General features: G+C 48.1%; 22 protein-coding genes. 20 read left to right on the plus strand and 2 right to left on the minus strand.

Annotated elements, in window-relative coordinates:
- Nucleotides 1–21: 21 nt before the first annotated feature.
- Nucleotides 22–555 (minus strand): hypothetical protein, encoded by a 534-nt coding sequence (locus C557_RS0118320; RefSeq protein ID WP_018753340.1) that lies wholly within the window; start codon nucleotides 553–555, stop codon nucleotides 22–24.
- A 321-nt stretch (nucleotides 556–876) separates the two neighbouring features.
- On the opposite strand from C557_RS0118320, the gene C557_RS0118325 reads away from it, so the two are divergent.
- From C557_RS0118325 to C557_RS0118355, 7 genes are all read left to right on the plus strand, one after another.
- Complete coding sequence (locus tag C557_RS0118325) at nucleotides 877–1,350, plus strand: Dps family protein (protein WP_018753341.1); 474 nt, start codon at nucleotides 877–879, stop codon at nucleotides 1,348–1,350.
- 328 nt (nucleotides 1,351–1,678) lie between these two features.
- Nucleotides 1,679–2,461, plus strand: coding sequence for a Fe-S cluster assembly ATPase SufC (sufC, locus tag C557_RS0118330; RefSeq protein WP_018753342.1), 783 nt, complete (start codon nucleotides 1,679–1,681; stop codon nucleotides 2,459–2,461).
- Between the two features lie 19 nt (nucleotides 2,462–2,480).
- The gene (gene sufD / locus C557_RS0118335; RefSeq protein ID WP_018753343.1) at nucleotides 2,481–3,782 is read left to right on the plus strand and encodes a Fe-S cluster assembly protein SufD; all 1,302 of its coding nucleotides are present in this window, start codon (nucleotides 2,481–2,483) and stop codon (nucleotides 3,780–3,782) included.
- Entirely contained in the window at nucleotides 3,779–4,999 is a 1,221-nt protein-coding gene (locus tag C557_RS0118340) for a cysteine desulfurase (protein ID WP_018753344.1), read from the plus strand. The genes sufD and C557_RS0118340 overlap by 4 nt, the downstream gene beginning before the upstream one ends.
- Entirely contained in the window at nucleotides 4,999–5,421 is a 423-nt protein-coding gene (sufU, locus tag C557_RS0118345) for a Fe-S cluster assembly sulfur transfer protein SufU (RefSeq protein WP_018753345.1), read from the plus strand. Before C557_RS0118340 ends, sufU begins: the two co-directional genes overlap by 1 nt.
- A gap of 21 nt (nucleotides 5,422–5,442) precedes the next feature.
- Nucleotides 5,443–6,840 carry a Fe-S cluster assembly protein SufB gene (gene sufB, locus C557_RS0118350; protein WP_018753346.1) on the plus strand — a complete coding sequence of 466 codons (1,398 nt, stop codon included), beginning with the start codon at nucleotides 5,443–5,445 and terminating at the stop codon, nucleotides 6,838–6,840.
- Nucleotides 6,841–7,173: 333 nt separating this feature from the next.
- Nucleotides 7,174–7,530: a DUF898 family protein gene (locus C557_RS0118355; RefSeq protein WP_018753347.1), complete on the plus strand. Its 357-nt coding sequence runs from the start codon at nucleotides 7,174–7,176 to the stop codon at nucleotides 7,528–7,530.
- 50 nt (nucleotides 7,531–7,580) lie between these two features.
- On the opposite strand, the gene C557_RS0118360 is transcribed toward C557_RS0118355, so the two are convergent.
- Nucleotides 7,581–8,627, minus strand: a complete 1,047-nt coding sequence (locus C557_RS0118360) for an HD-GYP domain-containing protein (RefSeq protein ID WP_026263563.1) — start codon at nucleotides 8,625–8,627, stop codon at nucleotides 7,581–7,583.
- A gap of 243 nt (nucleotides 8,628–8,870) precedes the next feature.
- Here C557_RS0118360 and C557_RS0118365 point away from each other — a divergent pair, with 243 nt between their 5' ends.
- From C557_RS0118365 to C557_RS23760, 13 genes are all read left to right on the plus strand, one after another.
- Nucleotides 8,871–10,316: a bifunctional metallophosphatase/5'-nucleotidase gene (locus tag C557_RS0118365; RefSeq protein ID WP_018753349.1), complete on the plus strand. Its 1,446-nt coding sequence runs from the start codon at nucleotides 8,871–8,873 to the stop codon at nucleotides 10,314–10,316.
- 9 nt (nucleotides 10,317–10,325) lie between these two features.
- Entirely contained in the window at nucleotides 10,326–11,153 is an 828-nt protein-coding gene (locus C557_RS0118370; RefSeq protein WP_018753350.1) for an undecaprenyl-diphosphate phosphatase, read from the plus strand.
- An 83-nt stretch (nucleotides 11,154–11,236) separates the two neighbouring features.
- Complete coding sequence (locus C557_RS0118375; RefSeq protein ID WP_018753351.1) at nucleotides 11,237–12,337, plus strand: HD-GYP domain-containing protein; 1,101 nt, start codon at nucleotides 11,237–11,239, stop codon at nucleotides 12,335–12,337.
- Nucleotides 12,331–13,467 carry a radical SAM/CxCxxxxC motif protein YfkAB gene (gene yfkAB / locus C557_RS0118380; protein WP_018753352.1) on the plus strand — a complete coding sequence of 379 codons (1,137 nt, stop codon included), beginning with the start codon at nucleotides 12,331–12,333 and terminating at the stop codon, nucleotides 13,465–13,467. Before C557_RS0118375 ends, yfkAB begins: the two co-directional genes overlap by 7 nt.
- A gap of 16 nt (nucleotides 13,468–13,483) precedes the next feature.
- Complete coding sequence (locus C557_RS0118385) at nucleotides 13,484–14,848, plus strand: hemolysin family protein (RefSeq protein WP_018753353.1); 1,365 nt, start codon at nucleotides 13,484–13,486, stop codon at nucleotides 14,846–14,848.
- Between the two features lie 123 nt (nucleotides 14,849–14,971).
- Entirely contained in the window at nucleotides 14,972–15,232 is a 261-nt protein-coding gene (locus tag C557_RS0118390; protein WP_051082473.1) for a spore coat associated protein CotJA, read from the plus strand.
- A 4-nt stretch (nucleotides 15,233–15,236) separates the two neighbouring features.
- Nucleotides 15,237–15,515: a spore coat protein CotJB gene (locus C557_RS0118395; protein WP_018753355.1), complete on the plus strand. Its 279-nt coding sequence runs from the start codon at nucleotides 15,237–15,239 to the stop codon at nucleotides 15,513–15,515.
- Nucleotides 15,516–15,568: 53 nt separating this feature from the next.
- Nucleotides 15,569–16,138 carry a manganese catalase family protein gene (locus C557_RS0118400; protein WP_018753356.1) on the plus strand — a complete coding sequence of 190 codons (570 nt, stop codon included), beginning with the start codon at nucleotides 15,569–15,571 and terminating at the stop codon, nucleotides 16,136–16,138.
- 343 nt (nucleotides 16,139–16,481) lie between these two features.
- Nucleotides 16,482–17,402, plus strand: coding sequence for an ABC transporter permease (locus tag C557_RS0118405; protein ID WP_420805402.1), 921 nt, complete (start codon nucleotides 16,482–16,484; stop codon nucleotides 17,400–17,402).
- An 18-nt stretch (nucleotides 17,403–17,420) separates the two neighbouring features.
- Entirely contained in the window at nucleotides 17,421–18,311 is an 891-nt protein-coding gene (locus tag C557_RS0118410) for a carbohydrate ABC transporter permease (protein ID WP_018753358.1), read from the plus strand.
- A gap of 112 nt (nucleotides 18,312–18,423) precedes the next feature.
- Nucleotides 18,424–20,097, plus strand: coding sequence for an extracellular solute-binding protein (locus C557_RS0118415; protein WP_018753359.1), 1,674 nt, complete (start codon nucleotides 18,424–18,426; stop codon nucleotides 20,095–20,097).
- A gap of 66 nt (nucleotides 20,098–20,163) precedes the next feature.
- Nucleotides 20,164–22,077, plus strand: a complete 1,914-nt coding sequence (locus tag C557_RS0118420) for a cache domain-containing sensor histidine kinase (protein ID WP_018753360.1) — start codon at nucleotides 20,164–20,166, stop codon at nucleotides 22,075–22,077.
- Entirely contained in the window at nucleotides 22,052–23,665 is a 1,614-nt protein-coding gene (locus C557_RS23760; RefSeq protein WP_018753361.1) for a response regulator, read from the plus strand. The genes C557_RS0118420 and C557_RS23760 overlap by 26 nt, the downstream gene beginning before the upstream one ends.
- Nucleotides 23,666–23,695: the final 30 nt, after the last annotated feature.

The raw sequence follows: 23,695 nt of genomic DNA on the forward strand, positions 1-23,695 counted from the left end.
CCTGACTTTTGAACACGCACTTTAAGTGTCGAGAAAATCGATGACCTCACTTAACTTTAAAGTGTAGACCTGTTTCTCATCAACATGATAAACGCTGAGTGTATAGACTTCGGGTTGGAAATTCAGAATACGGCAAGGTATGTTTATTCGTTTTCCGTTGCGTTTGATATAGAGGCGGACAAGTCGGTTATTGTTGATATAGTTCTGAATCCAGGCCTGAAATTCTTCGCTGGCAGCAATATCCTTGAAGCTGCTCGAAATAGCTTCCTCGGCAGCAACGGGTAATTTGCTGGATTTGGGAGGAGACTCCTGTATCTCTGGATGCTTGTGCGATGATTTAATATGTGCCTGTTTAGAGTTGGCAAGCATGGATTCAATGATCTTGCCAAGCTGTGAACCCGAATTAATTCGATAATCTATAATGTTGTCGTTGTTGTTGAGCAGTTCAAGCAATGATTGTAATGCCAATGCATTGGAATTGCCTTTGATCAGAATATCGACGTTAAACAAATAGCCCAACTCTTCTTCGTCATGTTGTTCATTCTGTTTGTTCATAGCTCCCCCAAAAAGTTTCGTCCTTAGGCTGAAAATTGAATTGCTCACAAAAAATACCCAACTAATAATAGCATTGCTAACGAAACAATCATAGTCCAAATTCTGAGAATTTCTGCAAATTTGCTGAAAATTCAAAGTATGGAGCAGCTAAGTTACTTTAGACTTGTTCACACTTTGTTCGCAAAGAATGAGCCATGCTTGTTTCGCAAATACTGAACAAGGGTAAGTATGAGATGTGCACGTCAGGGCTTTTGAGATCATTGCTCAGGCTGCGGCTTGAGGATTGAATACACTAAACTTTTATAGAAAGCAGGGACTAGCATGGCTAAATCAGATGCAAAATCAACAGGAAAAACAAACACATCCAGACTTGAATCATTGATGAATGAACAGGTTGCCAATCTGAACGTACTTTATGTCAAGTTGCACAGCTACCATTGGTTTGTGAAGGGGAACAGCTTCTTCAGACTTCATGTTAAATTCGAAGAGCTATATAATGAAGTATCTGAGCAGATGGATGCGATTGCCGAACGGATGCTTACATTAAAATGGAATCCGGCAGCAACGTTGAAGGAATATTTAGAATTAGCTACTATTCAGGAGGCTTCCGGCAAGGAAGAGCCGCAAGCGATGGTTCAACATTTGCTGGAGGATCTCGCAACCTTGTGCGAATCCTACCGTGAAGGAATCGAGCAAGCCGGAACAGCAGGCGATGATGCCACTGCGGATTTGCTAACAGGTTATGTAGGTAGTTTGGAGAAGCATATGTGGATGCTTCGGGCTTACTTGGGCTAACAGAGGTAGTGGCGTTAACGAGGGGCCTTGAAGGCCGCAGAGCAGACCGCCGCGCAGAAGGACTTGGCCATAGGGATGGCCGAGTCCTTCTATGCGTTTAAGCAATTGTCAAGTCAACATCATGTGTCTGTGACATAAAACACATTGCCAGCGGATATCGGCGGACATACGTTGCTTATGCAAAAAAAGTAGGATAGAATGAAATGAGAATCAGTGAGAATCAGCGATAATCATTCTAAACTGATAATTATTATGGTACAATGGCAAGAACAAGGGCGGCGCCCTTGATCAAATAACGTTAATTATTGTTAATGGAAGGAGTAAGCTTATGGCGACGCATTTTGTGGTTGAGGGGCTTAAGGCAACAATCGAGGACAAGGAAATCCTGAAGGGGATTGATATTGAAATAAAAGGCGGCGAAATTCATGCCATCATGGGACCTAACGGTACCGGGAAAAGTACGCTTGCTTCTGCATTGATGGGTCATCCCAAATATGAGGTTACGGATGGGAAAGCGTTGTTGAATGGCGAAGACGTGCTGGAGATGGCTGTGGACGAGCGGGCTCGTGCTGGCTTGTTCCTGGCTATGCAATATCCAAGCGAGATAGCGGGGGTTACGAACTCTGACTTCTTGCGCAGCGCCATCAACGCACGGCGTGAAGAAGGGGACGAGATTTCTCTGATTAAATTCATCCGTCAAATGGAAGGTCAGATGAAGGCGTTGGAGATGAACCCTGAGTTCGCTCATCGTTATCTGAACGAAGGCTTCTCTGGAGGGGAGAAAAAGCGTAACGAGATTCTGCAAATGATGTTGCTTGATCCTAAAATCGTTATTTTGGATGAGATCGACTCCGGTCTGGACATTGATGCTTTGAGAATTGTAGCTAACGGTGTCAATTCCATGCGGAGTGAGGATCGCGGCTTCCTGATTATTACCCACTATCAACGTCTGTTAAATTATGTGAAGCCTGATTTCGTCCATGTTATGATGCAAGGACGTATTGTTAAATCCGGGGGCCCTGAACTGGCTGAGCGTCTGGAGCAGGATGGTTATGACTGGATTAAGGAAGAGCTTGGTATCGTGGACGAAACGGTCGGTCAAGAAGCCTAGACGGAAGGAGGAATAGAGAATGACGACACAAACCGTTCTTCCGGTAGAAGCGGAACAATTGAAGCAAATCTCCCTGAAGCAGGGGGAACCTGCGTGGCTGACGGACAGCCGTACGAAGGCTTTGCGGTTGGCTGAAGGACTGGATCTGCCCAAACTGGAAAAGACGCGGCTGGACCGCTGGAATCTGAGCAACTTTGGTGATTTCGGCGCAGAACGCGGGAACACGCTGGAGCAGCTTCCTGACAGCGTACATTCATTGGTAGACTTGACGGAGCAGAGCAACTTGCTGGTACAACGTAATGCTAGCCCGGTATTTGCTCGACTGACTCCGGAGCTGGCTGCCCAAGGCGTGATTTTTACCGATCTGGAGACGGCTGCGCGTGAGCATGGCGAGCTGGTACAGAAATACCTTCATACGGTAATCAAACCGGAGGAGCATCGCTTGGCTGCCCTGCATGCCGCTTTGTGGAGCGGCGGGGTTTTCCTCTATGTTCCTAAGGATGTCGTAATCGATACGCCGCTGCAAAGCATCTTCTTGCTGGACGAAGCTGACGCTGTGTTTGCGCCGCATGTGCTGATTGTTGCTGAAGAGAATAGTCAGGTAACCTATGTTGATAACTATATTTCGGTGAACTTGAGCGAGAGCGTAGTGCATAACGGGGCTTCCGAGGTGTATATCAAGCCGGGAGCAAAGGTGCAATTCGCCAGTGTGCATCATCTGGGTGAACAAGCGACCGATTTGACTTATCGCCGGGCCGTTGTGGAGAACGACGGAAGCATTGAATGGATCGTTGGTGAAATGAATAGCGGTGACTCGGCCAGCGAAACGTTGTCGATCCTGAAGGGGAATGGCTCCACTTCCGATGCCAAGGTAATTGCTGTTGGTTCCGGCTCACAACGGCTGAATTATACGACCAAGGCGGTCCATTACGGCAAGAGCTCCAGCAGCCAGATGATTACCCGGGCTGTGATGCGCGAAGGAGCAACCGCCATTATTAACGGCATTACGAAGATTGAGAAGGGGGCCACGAAAGCGGACGGACAGCAAACGGAGAAGGTATTGATGCTGAGTCCGAAAGCGCGTGGAGATGCCAACCCGATTTTGCTTATTGACGAGGATGATGTAACGGCAGGCCATGCGGCCTCTGTCGGACAAGTGAATCCAGAGCAAATTTACTATCTGATGTCCCGCGGGATTTCGCGTGCAGATGCTGAACGGTTGATTATATATGGCTTCCTCGCACCGGTCGTCTCGGATATTCCGCTGGAGCCGCTGCAGAAGCAATTGCAAGGTCTGGTGGAAAGGAAGCTGGGACAATGAGTATCGATGCTGGGGAACTTAAACGACAGTTTCCAATTCTGCAGCAGGAGATCAGCGGTCATCCGCTCGTATATCTGGACAGCGCGGCTACCGCCCAGAAGCCAATTCAGGTTCTGGAGGCAGTGAGGCATTATTACGAGTGGGATAATGCAAACGTTCATCGCGGTGTGCACACGCTAGGAAGCCGGGCTACGGACGCTTATGAGGGAGCCCGGGACAAAGTGGCCCGTTTCATCGGGGCGGCACATCGCGAGGAAATTATTTTCACCCGAGGTACGACCACAGCGTTGAACCTGGTAGCTTCTTCTTATGGAGGAGATACTATATGTGAAGGTGACGAAATCGTTATTACACCGATGGAGCACCATAGCAATCTGATTCCATGGCAGCAACTGGCCTTGAAGAAGAAGGCTGTCTTGAAATACATTCCACTTCAGCCAGATGGTCATATTGATCTGGCTGATGCGGAGAATGTAATTACCGATAAGACAAAGATTGTATCTATTGCCTATGTATCCAATGTGCTTGGCGTAGTGAATCCTATTAAGGAATTAGCGGCCATTGCTCACCGTCATGGTGCTGTGATGGTGGTGGACGGGGCGCAAAGTACACCGCATATGAAGGTGGATGTGCAAGAACTGGATGTTGATTTCTATGCTTTCTCCGGCCATAAAATGTGCGCTCCTACGGGGATTGGCGTATTATATGGTAAGAAGCATCTGCTGGAGGCCATGGAGCCGATCGAATATGGCGGAGAAATGATTGACGATGTTGGCCTGTATGAATCCAATTGGAAGGAGCTTCCGTGGAAATTTGAAGGGGGTACGCCGATTATTGCCGGCGCTGTTGGATTGGGAGCGGCCATTGATTTCCTGGAATCGATTGGGCTGGAGAACATTCATCGCCATGAAGCCAAGCTGGCAGCTTATGCGATGGACCGCCTGGCAGACATCGAGGGATTGACCTTGTATGGGCCAAGTGAGCGCGAAGTTGGTTTGCTTACCTTCAATCTTCAGGATATCCATCCTCATGACGTAGCGACCGTGCTTGATGCTTCGGGCATTGCGATTCGGGCAGGGCATCATTGCTGTCAGCCCTTAATGCGCTGGCTTGAAGCGAGCGCGACGGCCAGAGCCAGCTTGTATCTGTACAATACAGAACAAGACATTGACCGGCTGGCGGAAGCTCTAATCCAAACAAAGGAGTATTTTGGATAATGCAACTGGACGATTTATATCGACGCGTCATTATGGATCATTATAAGAATCCGCGCAATCGGGGGAAGTTTGAGCAAGAAGCTGTGACTGTTGACCTGAACAACCCCACCTGTGGTGACCGGATTTCCTTGCAGCTTATTGTGGAAGGGGATATCGTTCGCGATGCCCGGTTCACCGGGGAAGGATGCTCAATCAGTATCTCATCGGCTTCCATGATGACGGAGGCCGTGAAGGGGCGCAGCTTCGCAGAGGCTCTGGACTTGGCTGGAAGGTTCTCCCGGCTCATGATGGGAGAATCCGTAGAATTTGATGATTATGAAGACATTGAAGCTTTATCTGGCGTTAATAAATTTCCTGCTCGCATCAAATGTGCGACTTTAGCCTGGAATGCCCTAAAGAAAGGCATTCAGGCAGAATCATAAACCCTAAGGAGGTAGCCGAACATGGCCAAGAAAGCACCGGAACTGGAAGAGTACAAATATGGCTTTCGCGATGAGCATAAGTCCATATTTCAGTCGGGCAAAGGCTTGACCCGTGAAATCGTTACGGAAATCTCACGGATTAAGAATGAGCCGGAGTGGATGTTGAACTTCCGTCTGAAATCGCTGGAGCAATTTGAGAAGATGCCGACTCCTCAATGGGGCGGAGATTTAAACGGATTAGATTTTGACGATATTCAATATTATGTTAGACCTTCGGAGAAGCAAGGAAAGACATGGGAGGAGGTTCCTGCGGAGATCAAGGAAACCTTCGACAAGTTGGGGATTCCCGAAGCGGAGCAGAAGTTCCTGGCAGGGGTGTCTGCCCAATACGAATCCGAGGTTGTATATCATAGTATCCAGAAGGATCTGGAAGATCAAGGTGTTATCTTCATGGATACTGATTCAGCGTTACGGGAATACCCGGAGTTATTCAAGGAGTATTTCGGTACGGTTGTGCCGCCGGCAGATAACAAGTTTGCGGCTTTGAACAGTGCAGTCTGGTCCGGAGGCAGCTTCATTTACGTGCCGAAGGGAGTTAAATGCGAGGTTCCGTTGCAAGCTTACTTCCGAATTAACTCCGAGAACATGGGGCAGTTCGAGCGGACCTTGATCGTTGCCGATGAGGGCAGCTTCGTGCACTATACCGAAGGCTGCACGGCTCCGGTCTATAGCACCAACTCGCTGCATAGCGCCGTCGTTGAGATCATTGTGAAGAAGGATGCTCGCGTTCGCTATACGACGATTCAAAACTGGGCTCCAAACATCTACAACCTGGTGACTAAACGGGCGGTAGCGGAGGAGAACGCAAATATGGAGTGGGTTGACGGGAATATCGGCTCCAAGCTGACGATGAAATATCCTGCTGTTATCCTGAAGGGACGCGGAGCTAAAGGCAGTGTGCTGTCGATTGCTGTGGCTGGCAAGGGTCAACTCCAGGATGCAGGCGCAAAAATGATTCACCTGGCGCCCGATACAACATCAACCATCGTCTCCAAATCCATCTCCAAGCATGGTGGTAAAGTTACGTATCGCGGGCTGGCTTCCTTTGGCCGTCAGGCGGAGGGGGCCAAGTCGAACATCAAGTGCGACACGCTCATTCTGGATAACGAATCAACTTCGGATACGATTCCGTACAATGAGATCATGAATGATAACATTGTACTGGAGCATGAAGCGACCGTATCCAAAGTGTCCGAGGAGCAGCTTTTCTACCTGATGAGCCGCGGGCTTACCGAAGAAGAAGCAACGCAGATGATCGTTATGGGCTTTATTGAACCCTTCACGAAGGAACTGCCGATGGAATATGCGGTGGAGATGAATAGATTAATCAAATTTGAAATGGAGGGTTCCATCGGTTAAGTCCGATAACCTCTGATGCAGCAAGATTTTTAGGACCAAAAGAATGTGGTACGGAACGGCTTAGGCCGTTCCGTACCACATTTTTTAAGATTATAGAATTTATAAGTTTTCAGCGGAGCTGAACAATTCTATAATCGCAAGAAAAACTACCGCTTAACGTGGTCTGGCTTCAAAGATAGTACATCAATAGATGTTTTTCTTATGTGTTGCAAATTTTTTTTGTATTCATAGGCCTAATCGACTATTTCGCTAAAATATATGTCTAAAGAAGGAGGAAAATTGTCCTCTATGTAGAATATTATTCCTTACAATACAATGCAAAGGATGAGGGATATGAATGTGGTGATTGAACCTAATACTGCACAGAAGTCGCAATATGTAACAAGCGGACAACATCCATCAGTATTTGATGGTGGACTTGCGCAGTATATTGGATGGAGTATACTTGGCTGGCTGGTGACGATCTTTACGCTAGGTATCTGTTACCCATGGAGCCTTGTAATGATTTATCGCTGGAAGATCGAGCATACCGTTATTGAAGGACGCCGTTTAAAGTTTGATGGAACAGCGGTTGGCCTGTTTGGGAATTGGATTAAGTGGCTGCTGCTATGTATCATTACACTCGGTATTTATTCTTTCTGGCTGAACATTAAATTAGAGCAATGGAAAGTTAAGCACACTCACTTTTAAAAAGTAAAAACCTGCAAGCCAAATCAGCGGCTGGCAGGTTTTTTTGTTTTCTACAAGTATACCTCGGCAATGGATACCTTTCGTTCCTTGGACAGGTCTATGAACCGGGTGTCAGTCTGAACGAGCGGGCGGAAGAAGTCTGTATGATTGGTCATGACGATGGAGCCGGATTCCCCGGAGCTCAACAGGACCTTCTTGCCGATGAAGTTCGGCAGCAGGTGGCGGATCAGCGCCTGAGTTGGCTCAGGACTGAGCTTACCGAAGCTAAGGCTATTCAGCTCACGCAATACGGACAACAGCTCCTGCTTGGAGCCATAGACCCGCTTGGAGGTCATGGCCGAGTATACATCGGCTACTGCGGCAATCTTGGCGTAAGGATGTATTTCATGGCCGCGCAATCCATGCGGATAGCCGCTGCCATCCTCCCGTTCATGATGCTGCAGGGCTACCAGGGCGGAAAGTTCGTCACCGGTTGATTCCATAATAATGTCATGACCGTAAGTGGTATGAAGCTTAACTTCCTCGAATTCCTCGGGGGTTAGCTTGCCGGGCTTGGACAAAATACCGACAGGCACTTTGGATTTACCGATATCCAGCAGGTAGCCGGCTTTGCCAGCTTGATGAGCTTCCTCTTGAGAATAGCCGAGCCATGCGGCGATATAATAACATAGCATGCCCACCTGCATGGAGTGATTGTATGTATAGTTGTCGTCGTCCTCGATTGCAAGCAATAGAGAGACGACATCCTTCTGGCTCTCTAATTCCGAGAGAAGGGGATTCATTAATTGCTCTACCTTGGATTTGTTGAATTTGCCATTGGTTAACGCTTCCAAAAATATCTCTTCAAACTTATCGATCCCTTCGTCCATATAAGCCTTTACTCGTTGAGCCGGACTTGCCATGCGACCGGACGATGGGAAATCTACCTGGATGGTCTTGGCTTCGATATCTACATAATCGATGCCATGCTGTATTAGCTTGGCAATAGCTTCATTAGTCAACGCGGACCCCTTCTGTAGAACAAGGACGCCAAAATGATTATACACATCCTGTTGTAGAAGGTCGCCGGGACTGAGGTCCATAATATGTGCTTTCAAGGGCAATGCACCTCATATTCTCCAGTTTTTATTTCATCATATCAGGGAATAAATGGGTTGACAATGAGTAATACAGGCCGTTGGTCATATTGTAGTATAGAGGGTTCGGTGCTTATGGCGTAGTCGCCTGTTAACAAGTTGCATTATAACGAGACAATGATGATTTTTAAGGTATATAATACTCTTTGAACTCTAAAATTTAAAACAGACTGGATAGACCGAAAGCCAAGGAGGCAATACACGATGCCGGAGACGAACCCGGAAACGTTAACGATATTGTACACCAATGATATTCATAGCCATTTTGAAACGATGGGGCCCATTGCTGCGATGGTGGATCAAGAGCGCAGCGATGCGCCGGGCGAGGTCCTTCTGCTTGATATTGGTGACCACATGGATCGGGCAGCCATGGAAACGGAAGGCACGATGGGGAAGGCCAACGTGGAAGTTATCAACCTAATGGGATATGATGCGATTACGATTGGTAACAATGAAGGTTTAACTTTCACACCAGCGCAAATAAAACAAGCATACGCTGATCTGCATAGTCCAGTGGTGTGCGGCAATATAGTAGATAAAGAGACAGGCAATTTCCCCGAGTGGATGAAGCGCAGCTTAATCTTAAGCAAGGGGGGCATCAAGATTGGCCTGGTGGCGGCTACCGCAGCGTTTGCTGAATTTTATGAGCTAATGGGTCTGACCTCCTTGAATCCCCTGGAGACCATTGCCCGTGATGTTCGCGAACTGCGCGATCAGGTTGATCTTGTTGTTGTTATGTCGCATTTGGGCCTTCCCATGGATCGGGAGCTGGCTGAGCGGACTGCTGGCATTGACATTATTATCGGCGGGCATACGCATCATCTGCTGGAGGTCCCCTTGCTGGTCGGAGACACGACCATTACGGCTGCCGGCAAGTTCGGGGCCTATCTAGGCAAGCTGGTCATCCGCCCCGCTGAGGCACAAGGCGGGAGATTGAGCTTTGTAATAGAGGGTCAATGCCTCCCTGTGAAGCTGGGCAATAGCGCTAAGCGTATCGATGAAGCTCTTGCCATGCAGCAGACCCGGGCCCGGCAGCATCTGACTCATGCCATTGCCGTAACGAATCGGGAGCTTCCGCTTCAATATTCGGTTGAATCTCCCTTTGGGAACTTGTTGGCTCAAGCGGTGCGCCGTTATACGGGCAGTGACTTATCCCTGGTGAACAGCGGACAGTTGCTTGCCGGTCTGCCAGCCGGAACGATTAGTGAAGGCATGCTGCATGAACGTTGTCCATCCCCAATCAATCCTTGCACGATGAAGCTATCCGGACGGGACATTTTGTACAGTCTGGAGGAGTCTTTACTGGAAGACATGGTTAGCAAGGAGATCAAGGGGTATGGGTTCCGGGGGAAGGTATTGGGTGGCTTATGTGTGGACGGTCTGGAGGTCAGCTATGCACCCCAAGCAGCGCCTTATCAGCGTATCACTCAGGTTATGCTGGATGGTGTGCCAATTCGGCCGGAGCAAGCTTATACCGTGGGTACGCTGGATATGTTCTCCTTCGGTATTGGGTATGAACGCTTGCAGCATGGTACGGAGAAACGATATATGCTGCCGGATTTCCTACGAGACCTGTTACGGATGGAACTACAAATTCCCGGAGCGACGGAAACCTGTTTTCATTTGCGGTGGAAAAAAGTAGAATATTAGGAGGGGCCGATGAGTTTTATTGTTGCGATTATATTAGCGATCGTAGAGGGCCTGACAGAATTCATTCCCGTTTCCTCAACGGGGCATATGATCTTGACCGCCAAGCTCATGGGGTATGATGATCAGTCGCCGGAAATGAAAACCTTTGAGATTGTCATTCAGCTAGGAGCCATTCTGGCGATGGCGTTAGTGTACCGCGAGCGAATTGCTCATATGCTGGGCCTCAGCAGAAAGATCACGGTAGTAGATCGCCACGCTCCTGCGGGACGCCTTGATCTGTTCCATGTTATTCTAGGTATAACGCCGGCCTTGATCATCGGTTATTTCTTTCGCGATTTTATCAAGAGCCTGTTCAGCTCGCAGATCGTCCTGTGGGCGCTTGTGGCCGGCGGGATATTTATGATTTTTGCTGAATGGTTCTCCAAGCACAAAGCGAATGTTACGGCTCCCGGTATGGACCAGATCACGTACAAGCAGGCTTTGCTGATAGGATTATATCAATGTATCTCCGTATTGTGGCCCGGCTTCTCCCGCTCGGGCTCCACGATTGCAGGAGGGATGCTTAGCGGTGTCAGCTACAGGGCGGCGGCGGACTTTTCATTTTTGATTGCGATTCCGATCATGTGTGCGGTATCCGGCTATGAGATGCTTGATTCTTACCGTTATCTGACCTCTGACACCATAGGATATTTTCTGATTGGGTTTATTGTGGCTTTTATCGTAGCTTATGTTGTTGTGCTGGCGTTCTTCAAGCTGATTCAGAGAATTCAGCTTCGCCATTTTGCTTATTACCGCTTTGTTCTAGCGGCTGTATTCTGGATTTTTATTATGCATTAATTTGTGTTGCGGCATAAGTAATGCTTGGAGAAGACCGTTAATTCCAGAGACATGCAATCCCAAACAGAGATGGATGTGGAAGTATGCGGTTAATCCCCGTTGGCTCCCTGCGAGCCGGGATGAAACTAGGCAAAAAGATTTATAATGAAGATGGGATCATTCTATTGTCGGAAAATGCGGAGCTTAGCGATTCTATCATTCGGCGCTTGCGGAGCCATGGATTGGAGTTTGTCTATATAGAAGATTCCCGAACGGATGATGTGGTTATCCCTGAAATGATCACAGAGGAAACCCAGCGTTATGCGCTCTCGGAGATTCGGACTCATTTTCGCAAATGGGCAGGCCCTGCCGTGAAAGGTGTGGCCTACCCTTATTTAGGTAAAGCCTTCTCCAGACTTGTCGAGTCCATTATCGGGGATCTCAGCGCACGTGACGATGCCATGATTATGCTGATGAGCATGAATAGCATGGATCACTATTTGTACCGTCATTCGTTGAATGTTTGCGTGTATACATTGCTGCTTGGGCAGCTTTATGGTTATAGCAAGGAAGAATTGACGACGCTGGGATTGGGAGCGTTGCTTCATGACATCGGCAAAACCAAGCTCTCTCTGGAGGTATTGAACAAGCCTACAAGCTTGACCGATGAGGAATATAAGAGCATTCAGCAGCACCCGGAGCTTGGCTTCAAAATACTGAAGAGTGAACCGGGAATTCCCCTGTTATCTGCGCATTGTGCTTATCAACACCACGAGAAGATAGATGGAACAGGTTACCCGCGCGGAATAAAGGGAGATGAAATTCATGAATTCGCCCGCTGGATTGCCATTACGGATGCGTATGATGCGATGACAACACATCGAGTGTACCGCAGGGCCATGCTTCCGCATCAGGCACTGGAGGTGCTGTATGCCGGCTGTGGGGAATGGTATGAGAAGTCGAAGCTGGAACTCTTCCGTGATCGGGTTGCCATTTACCCCCTTGGAATAACCGTCAAGCTTAACACGGGGGAGACTGGTGTCGTGGTCAAAATCCATGGTCACTCCCCGCAAAGACCTATAGTTCGTGTGCTGACCGATGCCGGTGGACAGAGTTTGAAGAGCCCATATGAAATAGATTTGTCCGTTCAACTCTCTATTGTTGTGACGGAAATGGACGGAATGGATGGTGAACAGGTATGCTAAATAAGCAAGATACAATTTTTGCCGATAAAAAAATTAGCCCCAGCTATGATCCGTGGGACCCGATTCTCTCTCTGCGCGAGTTCGGCCGCCACGTACTGACCAGCGTCGAGCTGACGATAACGAATTTATGTAATATGCGCTGCGAGCATTGTGCTGTGGGAGATAGCCTCGTCTTGAAGGAGCCTGAGCAGCTGCCCTTGCCGCTGATCTTGGAATCACTGGATCAGGTAGAACATTTGAAGACAATCAGTATTACCGGAGGAGAGCCAACCTTCCGGCGCAAGACGGTAGAGGAGAAGATTGTCCCGTTGCTCAAATATGCCAAGGAGCGAGGCATCCGCTCGCAAATCAACTCTAACCTTACCTTGGACTACGACCGCTATGAGCCCTTGCTGCCATTTTTGGATGTGATGCATATTTCTTTCAACTATACGAGCGAGCGGGATTTTCATGAAATCGGGTTCGCGAGAAGCGGTCATTCAGTGCCCGCGCAGGCGGCGTACAACATGTATAATAAAATGATCGATAATACGCGCAAACTAAGCGAAGCTGGTATGTTTATTTCGGCGGAGTCCATGATTAACTACCGGACCCATCGGAAGCTGCCGGAAATTCACAAGCTGATTGTGGAGATGGGCTGCCAGCGGCATGAGGTTCATCCCATGTACGCGGCCGATTTCGCGGAAGGCTTGCCCGTTCTGGAGCTGAGCGATATGCGGGCCTCGATTCATTCGCTGCTCGATGCAAGAGACCCTTCGTTATGGATGTTGTTCGGAACTCTGCCGTTCTTTGCCTGCAACGCGAACGAGGAAGACCAGGCTCTGCTTCGCCGCTTGCGGCAGGAGCCCAACATAACGGTGCGCAATGATCCTGATGGACGGAATCGCGTGAACGTGAATATGTTTACGGGGGATGTATATGTCACGGATTTTGCCGCCATCCCGGCTTTTGGGAATGTGAAGAAGGGGCGCTTGGACGACATCTTTGAGCGTTGGCTAACTGAGCATCCGCTCAATCAGAAGGTCAATTGCTACTGTGAAGCAGCTGGATGCTGCGGACCTAACTTGCTAGTTGCCGATATGTATTACAAGCAGACGGATTTCAAAAACCGCCGAGCAATCACATTATAGAAAAGAGGCGTTTTTCGTGCCTGTTCCACCCGATGGACATACTGAGATCGAACTTGGCAAGCTAGTCTGGAATTTACTGTTGGTTTTTATCCTTGTTTTCTTGAATGGTTTTTTTGTCGCTGCGGAATTCTCGCTGGTGAAGGTCCGTCAATCGCGCCTGACCCAACTGGTTCGCGAGGGGAACCGGAGAGCTAATTATGCCCTGAAAGTCAATCACCGTCTGGATACGTATCTGTCAGCCACCCAGCTTGGCATTACTCTGGCCTCGTTGGGGCTAGGTTGGATAGGGGAGCCGGCGATTTCGGAACTGCTGATCGAACCGCTGATGCATAAGATTGGTGCGACCGATCCGACGCTAATCTCGACAGTATCTGTGGCAGTTGGGTTTGCAATCATTACTTTCTTACATATTGTAATGGGGGAGTTGGCTCCTAAGTCGCTGGCTATTCAGAAATCGGAGGAAACTTCCTTGTGGCTGTCATGGCCACTCTTGATGTTCTATCGATTATTCCTGCCCGTGATCTGGCTGCTTAACGCAGCGGCTAATGGAGTCTTGCGGCTGGTCGGTATTGAGCCGGTAAATGAACATGAAGCGGCTCACTCCGAGGAAGAAATTCGCATTCTGATGGATCAAAGCGCAAGAAGCGGAGTGATCGACAAGGATGAGATGAAGCTGATGGATAACCTGTTCGATTTCTCGGATATGCTGGCCCGGGAGGTTATGCTGCCGCGGACAGATATGGATTGCTTATATACGAACCTGAGCTGGGAAGAGAATATGCGAATTGTGGCAGAGACCAAGCATTCCCGATATCCGGTGGCGGTAGAGGATAAAGACCAGATTATCGGATTTGTCCATATTACGGATCTGCTGTTGCCTGATTCGGACAAGACGCTGGACTTGGTGGAAATGGTGCGGCCCATTCTGAATGTTCCGGAATCCATGGAAGTAAGCCATGTCCTTCGCTTGATGCAGAAGAAGCATTCACAGTTGACTCTCGTAGTTGATGAATATGGAGGGACGGCAGGGCTGCTGACAGCCGAGGAGATCCTGGAAGAGATCGTTGGAGACTTGCATGATGAGTTCGAGGATGAACGTCCGGAGATCGAGAAGCTGACGGAAGGCGTATTTTCCGTCGATGGCCGCTTGCTGATTGAGGAGGTCAATGAGCTGGTTGGCAGCGAGATTGAGGATGAAGAGGTAGACTCCATCGGAGGCTGGCTGTTTAAGGAATTGGAAGGAGCTCCGGTGAAGGGAAAGAGAAAGCAAATGGATCGTTATCTGTTTGAAGTGGAGGAATCAAGCCGCTTGCGGATTACACGGGTGAAGGTGGTCCGTCTGGCCATTGAAGAACCCGATGAAGAGGCTGAGGAAGGCTAGGGACAAGCCCTTTTCACGCCAAGAACAAAATGAACGCCGTGGTTTCTGCGTAAGCGGGAAACGGTGTTTTTTTTGTCTTTTCCCGGGAAAAAGGTTCATAAACTGGGCGTTTGTCATATCCTAATGATAGGAAAAATATATCTGTCAAAGGAGGAAATTGGTTTGAGCCAGCAGCCTCAAGAACGCGTGTATTACCCCTTTGTCGGCCCTTTTGATCCGTGTCCGCCGATCACGCCTAAAACCTACAGTACCCCTCCACAGCTATTCATTCATTTTCAGCCGATGAACTTGCCGCAATTCAGTCCGGCCGAAGCCTTAAGGCTAGGTACATTGTGGCCTGCCTTGTACAGTCCTTATGAATCCAAGTGGGGGAAGGGGCGGTGACCTCATGACAACGGAAAACCAACAACTGCCGTATGATGAGCAATATTATGAGTTGCTGGAGAAGCTGCAGGCCCTTGATTTTGTATTGGTCGAGCTTAATCTGTACCTGGATACTCATCCCGATGATTTGCAGGCGATTGAACAGTTTAATCAACTGACACAGGAGCGGACGCAGCTGGCTAACCATTTTCAACACTTATATGGTCCGTTACAGAACTTTGGCCGCGCTTATTCCAAGTATCCCTGGCAATGGTCGCAAAGCCCTTGGCCTTGGCAAGTGTAAGGCATGATCTACAGGCAGGTTGCCTGGATGCTAAAGGAGGTTGAACGGACGACATGTGGGTGTATGAGAAGAAATTGCAATACCCGGTTCGTGTGAGCAAATGTGATCCGCGAATGGCAAAGCTGCTGATTGAGCAGTATGGCGGGGCTGACGGAGAACTGGCAGCCGCGCTGCGTTACATGAATCAACGGTATACGATTCCCGATAAAATCATTGGATTGTTAACCGATATTTCCACAGAGGAATTCGCTCACCTGGAAATGATCGCGACGATGGTCTACAAGTTAACAAAGGACGCTACCGTAGAGCAACTGAAGGAAGCGGGGATGGCTCCGTATTACGTGAACCATGATCGTGCCTTGTTCTATGAGAATGCCGGTGGTGTTCCCTTTACGGCGACGTACATTCAGGCCAAGGGCGATCCTATAGCTGATTTGTACGAGGACATTGCTGCCGAGGAAAAGGCACGGGCTACATACCAGTGGCTGATCGATATGACCGATGACGTGGATATTCAGGATGGCTTGAAGTTCCTGCGTGAGCGCGAAGTTGTGCATAGCTTGCGATTCCGCGAAGCGGTGGAAATTTTGAAGGATGAACAAGGGAAGAAGACCGTATTTTAACTTGTACTTGTCTGTCCAGGAAAAGCCAAAGCAGCAGGTAAGGGGAGAAACTCCGCTATTTGCTGCTTTTTGCTTGCTTATTTTTATGAAAAGGCTGCTCGCAGCCTATTATTTTCTGGACGAGCTGTATTGCTGCGTACCTGACTATCTTGTTTCTGGTAATCTGAAAAAAGAGCCCCCTAATACGAAATCCTGTACGTTTACCTCCATGTTATAGACCGAGTACAATAAAAGCATGATTAATGAAAGTGCTTTCAAATTAAATGGAAACTAGCTAACCTGGAGGTCAGAGGGGATGGATATGAGGCAGTCAACGCAGCCCACAGCCGCATTAAAGCCAGAAATGCCGCAGATGCCAAGGCGGAAATGGCTGAAGAAGCTCTACACGCAGCGGCATATTCAGATTATGGCTTTACTTGGCATCGCATGGATGATTATATTCAACTATATTCCCATGTACGGTGTCATTATCGCATTTAAGGACTATGACATTATTAGAACGATTTCCGAGGCTCCATGGGCTGGGTTAGAGCATTTCAGAGAGTTTTTGTCAGACGAGAACTTTGGCTACGTGATGAGGAACACCTTGGGCATCAGCTTGCTTAAGCTGTTAACGTTCCCGTTACCTATCGTATTTGCCCTCTTCCTGAATGAGGTTCCTTCATTGCGATTCAAGAAAGCGATTCAGACGATTTCCTATTTGCCCCACTTCCTGTCCTGGGTTGTACTCGGGGGAATCCTGGCTACCTGGTTGTCGGAAGTAGGAATTATTAATGAAATTTTCATGGCCTTAGGGCTAGTCGATCAGCCGATCGCTTATCTGGCGGAACCGAAATATTTCTGGACGATCGTCATTGCTTCGGATGTGTGGAAGGAGCTTGGCTGGTCAGCTATTATTTATCTCGCGGCAATTACCAGTATTTCTCCCGAAATGTATGAGGCAGCCAGGATAGATGGGGCAGGAAGATTTCAGCAGATGTGGTACGTCACACTGCCAGCGATCAAAGCTACGATCAGCATTCTGTTTATTTTGGCAGTCAGCGGTGTGCTCAACTCCAATTTCGACCAGATTCTGGTGTTGCGAAATTCGCTTAATGATAGTGCAAGTAATGTCATTGATTACTATGTGTACTACACGGGGATTTCTTCAGGCCGTTACTCGTATTCTGCGGCAATCGGATTGTTCAAATCCGTTATTGCGCTGACGCTGCTGCTGATTGCGAACCAAGTATCCAAAAAACTCAACGATACATCGTTGTTTTAGGCCAAGGAGGACCTGTACATGTTTCTGACCAATCGTAGAACGAAAGGCGAGGTCGCCTTTGACTTTCTAAACAATCTGGGAATGCTCCTGATTTGCTTTGTCACCTTGTACCCGATCTGGTACGTGCTCATCAATTCCTTTAACGATGGTCAGGATGCCATGCTGGGTGGTATTTACTGGTGGCCCAGGGTGTTCAGTCTGGAGAATTTTGAGGCTGTCTTCAACAGCCCAGGCATTATGACTGCGATGTGGGTGACGGTGGCCAAGACACTGCTTGGGGTAGCGGCACACGTATTTTTTACAGCTATGGTAGCTTACGCCTTCTCCCGCAAGGAGCTGATCGGTGGCAAATTCTATATTCTGATGGGGACCATCACAATGATTTTCTCCGGCGGTCTCATTCCAACGTATCTGTTGATTCGGGACCTGCATTTGCTGGATACCTTTATGGTGTATATCATCCCTGTGCTGTTCAGCTTCTTTGACCTGATCATCTTCATGACCTTTTTCCGGGAAATCCCGGATGGCCTGGAAGAGGCGGGACGGATTGACGGAGCGAGCGATTGGACTATTTTTTTGCGAATCGTACTTCCGGTCTCCATGCCGGTGCTGGCCACGATTGCCCTGTTCCATGGGGTATATCAGTGGAATGATTATTTTGCCGGGATTATTTATGTCAATCAGGAATCCTTGCAACCTGTCCAGACCTTTCTCTACCGAGTCGTAGCTCAGTCAAGCTCCAATATTATGACAACTGCCCTGCAAGGAAGCGCAGTCACGAAGACCGTTACCTCACAGTCTGTGAAATTAGCTACGATGGTCGTCACTACACTCCCCATCGTATTTGCATATCCTTTCCTGCAACGGTATTTCGTCAAAGGGATGATGATTGGCTCGATCAAGGGTTGATTTAACGATCGTGTTTTAAGTACAGTAACTCCTCCGGGCCGCCTTGCGGCGGCTATGGAGTTGCATCTAATAGCACTTAACCATTAATCAATTCAGAAAAGGGGTAAAAAACATGGACATGAAAAGCAAGTCCCAAAAAATACTGATGCTGCTGATAGCAGCCATCATGGTGTTCTCTCTGGCAGCCTGTTCCGGCGGTAATAATAATACCCAAAAAGAAAGCGCTAACAACGCAGGGGGAAACACATCAACTGAAACGGTAACCCCTCCCTCTCCTGACGAGCCGGGGTGGAAGTCGGACACAGCTCCGATTACGTTTGATTGGTATTTGAACTTTGCCTGGTTTCCGAATAAATGGGGAATGGACCCGACTTCGCAATATGTAACGAAGAAAACAGGTGTAGATATTAACTTCATCGTTCCTGCCGGGAATGAGAACGAGAAGCTGAACACACTGATTGCTTCTGGCAAGCTTCCGGACTTCATCACGCTTTGGTGGGGAGAAGATGGCGTCAAGAAAATGATAGAGGGTGACTTAGTGCTTCCGCTGAACAAGTTGGCTGAAGAGTATGATCCCTACTTCTTCAAAGTATCCGACCCGGATAAGCTGAGCTGGTATACCCAGGAGGATGGCAATGTTTACGGCTATCCGAACTCCTCTTCATCGCCTAAGGATTATGAGCAATTTGGTGATACTTATGTATCCAACCAAACCTTCGTCGTTCGTAAGGATATTTATGAAGCGATTGGCAGCCCGGACATGCGCACACCGGAAGGTTTCCTGAACGCACTGAAGGCAGCCAAGGAGAAATTCCCGCAAATCGACGGGCAACCGATGATTCCGTTGGGTTTACATGAGTTCACAGCAACAGGCAACGATTCCTTGGAAGGCTACATTCAGAATTTCCTGGCGATTCCAAGAGAAAAGGATGGCAAGCTGTATAACCGCGAGACCGATCCGGAATATGTACGCTGGCTGAAGACCTTGCGTCAAGCGAATCAGGACGGCTTGCTGGCCAAGGATATCTTCATTGACAAGCGGGCACAAATGGAAGAAAAAATTGTGCAAGGTCGTTACTTTGCGATGTTGTATCAACGTACGGATTTTGCTGCACAGCTGGGAACCTTGTATCAAAAGGACCCTAACAAGATTTACATTGCGGTAGACGGCCCGGCGAATCAAAATCTGGATGCCCCTAGATTGAATGGACCATCTATCTCCGGGTGGACATTGACGTTGATCTCCAAGGATGTCAAGGATAAAGCACGTGCCATCAAGTTCTTGAGCTATCTGATCAGTGAAGAAGGACAAAAGGATCTTTTCCTTGGTGAAAAAGGCGTTAGCTATGATACAATTGACGGCGTAGACCAATTTCTTCCTGAAGCATTCGAGCTTATGAATGCAGACCGTGCCGCATTTGACAAGCAATATGGCTCTTCCTTCACCTTCTGGATGCTGCAAAATACGAATATTACGCAGCAATGGGCACCTAAAGCGGTTGAGCCTTACAAACAATTGGAGGACTGGACTCGTGGCAAAACGGTGAGCATCTCTGAATTTGACCTGATTGATCCGCTGGCTAACTCTGATGAAGGCATTATTCTGGGCAAAATCAAGGATCTGCGCGGCAAGACCTTGCCGAAGCTGCTGATGGCTTCTTCCGAAGCAGAGTTCGATAAGATATGGAATGATTATATCAAGAAGCAAGAAGAGCTTGGCCTGGATAAAGTTATGGCGTTCCAACAAACGAAATATGAAGAGAACAAGAAAAGGCTTGGCATGTAGTGATAGCCATGCCCAAAAGCTCGCGAACCGCGGGCTTTTGGGCGTTTAAAAAGGAGTCATCACTTTATGAAAAATAAGCGATGGATCGCTCTGTGGGATTCGTTCATGTATTGGTTTGGACGCCGCTCGTTACAGAGCCGTCTGATCGCCGCCTATATCTTTATTATTCTGGGGCCCTGTCTAATGGTGTCCTTTTATTCATATCAAGGCATCAATAATATGTATGTTCGTGATGCCAAGGAGAAAAATGAGTCCTTGCTGGACATGGAGGAGCTTCATATTCATACACAAATCGAGTCGATGGTTCGGGCCGTGCAGGTGGCTTATGATGACCTCGATGTCAGGGAGTATCTGGCCAATACCCACGAGCCTGATGCTGCAGATCTGGTTGATTTTAGCAACAGCAGCTTTAAAAATTTGACGCGGATACAGTATTACAACCCTAATGTAGAGCACCTGCGCTTATTTTCCAGCAGTAATGTCTCGGAAATCTGGCCGATTTTCTTTCGCGAAAGCCGGGTGGCTCATGAGCCTTGGTATCAGAAGGCTGTAGAAATGAAGGGAATGGAATCCTGGGCCTTTCAATACAATGATCCTGATGTGATAGAACGATTTAAGGGACAACCCCCGCGTAGAGCGCCTAAAGTATCACTGCTGCGTGAAATGAGTATCCCTGCCAATCACCATGTGGGTATGGTTCAGGTAGATATGCTGCTGGAGAAATTCAGCCCGAGGACCTATTCGGTCATTCAGGATAATCAATCCCAGATGCTGATAATGGATAGCGAAGCCCGGATGTTCACGCTGGAGCATAACTCCTTGCTAGCGAAGTACCCCAATATGGGGAAGGCGATCAAGGAGCGTCTTCAGAGCTACAAGGATACAGGAATTTGGGAGATCGATTACACGGAAAATGGAAAATCATTTCTTCTGCTCCACCAGCCTATAGAGCGCATCAATGCAGATCTATTCAATATTGTCTCGATGGACGGTGTATTAGAGGAGATATCCCATACGCGAAATTTATTAATTGGCGCCAACATCGTGTTTATTACGATGGTAACTGTAATTGCTTATGTGCTGAATGCCTTTATTCTGAAAAATCTCCGCCTTCTGACGGAGGAGATGAAGAAGGCGCGGCGCGGAGAGACTTATAACGGAATCACCATCCGCGGCGGCGGGGAAGTCGGAGAATTGGCGCATCACTTCTCCAAGCTGATGAATACCATTAACACCTTGGTAGCACAAGCTGTATATAAGCAAGCATTGACCAAAGAAGCCGAACTTCGTACGTTACATAACCAGATTGATTCACATTTTCTGTATAATACGTTAGAGAATATCAAGATGATGGCCGAAATTGAGAATCAACGAACGATCTCCGATGCATTAACCTCATTGGGCGGGATGATGAGATACAATTTCAAATGGTCTGGCGAATATGTGAAGCTGCGCGATGAAATCAGGCATATCCAGAATTATACGGAAGTGATGAATATTCGGTTTGACAGCCCTGTTCAGCTTCAGCTTGATATTCCCGAGGATGATCTGGGGCTTGAGGTGTTGAAAATGTCGCTTCAACCGATTGTGGAAAATGCGGTGAAGCATGGGTGGACCGGAGAAGAGACTACCGCTCGGGAAATCGCTATACAGGTGGAGGATTGGCAGCAAAGCGATATTCGCATCACAGTAACCGACAACGGTAAAGGGATGGATGAAGACACGTTGGCTAAGCTTAATCATCGGCTGTACACGGCAGGTATGAGTGTAAAGTTCTCCGGCCGCTCGGGGCAGGAATTAAAGCAGCAGGGTATCGGGCTGCGCAATGTGCAGGAGCGAATTCGCCTATATTATGGAAAGGAATACGGCTTGGAGGTCTTAAGCAGGCAGGGGCATTTTACCCGCGTTGTAATGATTATACCTAAGGTACTGCTAGCAGGGAGGGTTGATAGAAATGACCAGGCTGATCATCGTGGATGATGAGAAAAATATCCGTTTAGGCCTGAAAACCATGATCGAGCGTGAATTTCAAAATCGATATGAGGTCATTACGGCTGCGCAAGGAGCTGAGGCCCTTGAGATGTATTTAAGCGAGGGTGCGGATATGATCATCACAGATATTCGTATGCCCGTAATGGATGGCATTGCCCTGATTGAGCGAATCTCGACAGAACCGCAGCCTCCCGGGCAAAGCGGCCATCCCCTGATTATTATACTGAGTGGTTATGAGGATTTTGAATATGCCAAAGCAGCTATCCATTATCAGGCTATGGATTATCTGCTCAAGCCGATTCGCAGAGATGAATTGTTTGCTGCGCTCTCCAAATGTGAGGAACAGTTAGCCAAGCGTTCCGAGATGGCTCGTCAGATGGCAATCACTGAGAGCTACCGTTTGCAGGTTCAAACCACAAAGCTGCAGGAATTGCTGTTGCAGAAGAATTTTGTAGAGGAAGATATAGAGGCCTGGAGTACGGAGATTGGCTTTGAAGGGTATCTCTTGCCGTTCTCCGTTGCCGTGCTGACATACAAGTATGAGGACGGCAGCCGGATGAAGAAAGAGGAATTGAAGTCGCTGGCAGAGCGCATGTTTGAGAGCGTGGGGGGGCAGCTAAGCGTTTCATTATTGGATCGTGAAGGAAGAGTAGTATTGATCGGAGGACCACAACGCAAATTTGCTGAATTGTCGCTTCTGGCTGACGAGAAGGAACTTGATGGGCTGTTGATCGGTGTCAGTAAAGAAGGGAATCGACTCACGGATCTTGCCGAAGCCTACAGGCAAGCCAGCGAATCCTTAAGCTATACGTTTATTTATCCCAAGACCCGCTTGATCTGGTTTACGGAATTGCGAACGAACAGACCATTTTTGCCTGTTCCGAAGGAGGACATTCGCAAGCTAGGCAACATCCTGGGAACAACTCGGCAGAAGGAAATCACAACATTGCTGCATCAAATTTTCCGAATTGATCAACTGGCCGGGCTAGGCATCTTCTATCTGGAGGCGGTAAGTCAACAAATCAATGAACAGGTGCTGGATGAGGTGTTCCGGTTCTATGGGGAGGCTTCCGTAGAGGTCCTTAAGCTCTATCGTAAGGTGGGGGATTTAACTAATTTCCGCCACTTTCACGATTATTTCCGATCACTGGAGCAACTGCTGATTAATTTGGATGAATATATCAGGGAGATTCGTTTGGCACACAGTGAGCATGGGGATATGAAGGAGGCGGTAGCCTATATTGAGGAAAATTACCACCGTCCGCTAAATATGGCGATGGTGAGCAATCACGTCTCCTTGAATTATTCCTATTTCAGCGAAGCCTTCAAGACGTATGCCGGAGAAAGCTTTGTTACCTACTTGAAGAGGGTGCGAATTCGTAAGGCCAAAGACTTGATGGGGATGGGTTCGCTCAAGCTTTCGGACATTAGTGCTGCCGTAGGTTTTGAGAATACCAGGCAATTCTCACGTGTGTTCAAGGAACTTGAAGGAGTGTCTCCGTTCGAATATCGGAGGAAGCTGTTCGTGGGAAGCGAGCGGTTTACGAATCGGGAGTTATCTGAGAATGAAAAATGAGTATGATTGTTTTATTTTTTAACTATCCTT

Origin of the sequence: Paenibacillus sanguinis 2301083 = DSM 16941 (assembly GCF_000374825.1) — a bacterium.
Lineage (GTDB): Bacteria > Bacillota > Bacilli > Paenibacillales > Paenibacillaceae > Fontibacillus > Fontibacillus sanguinis.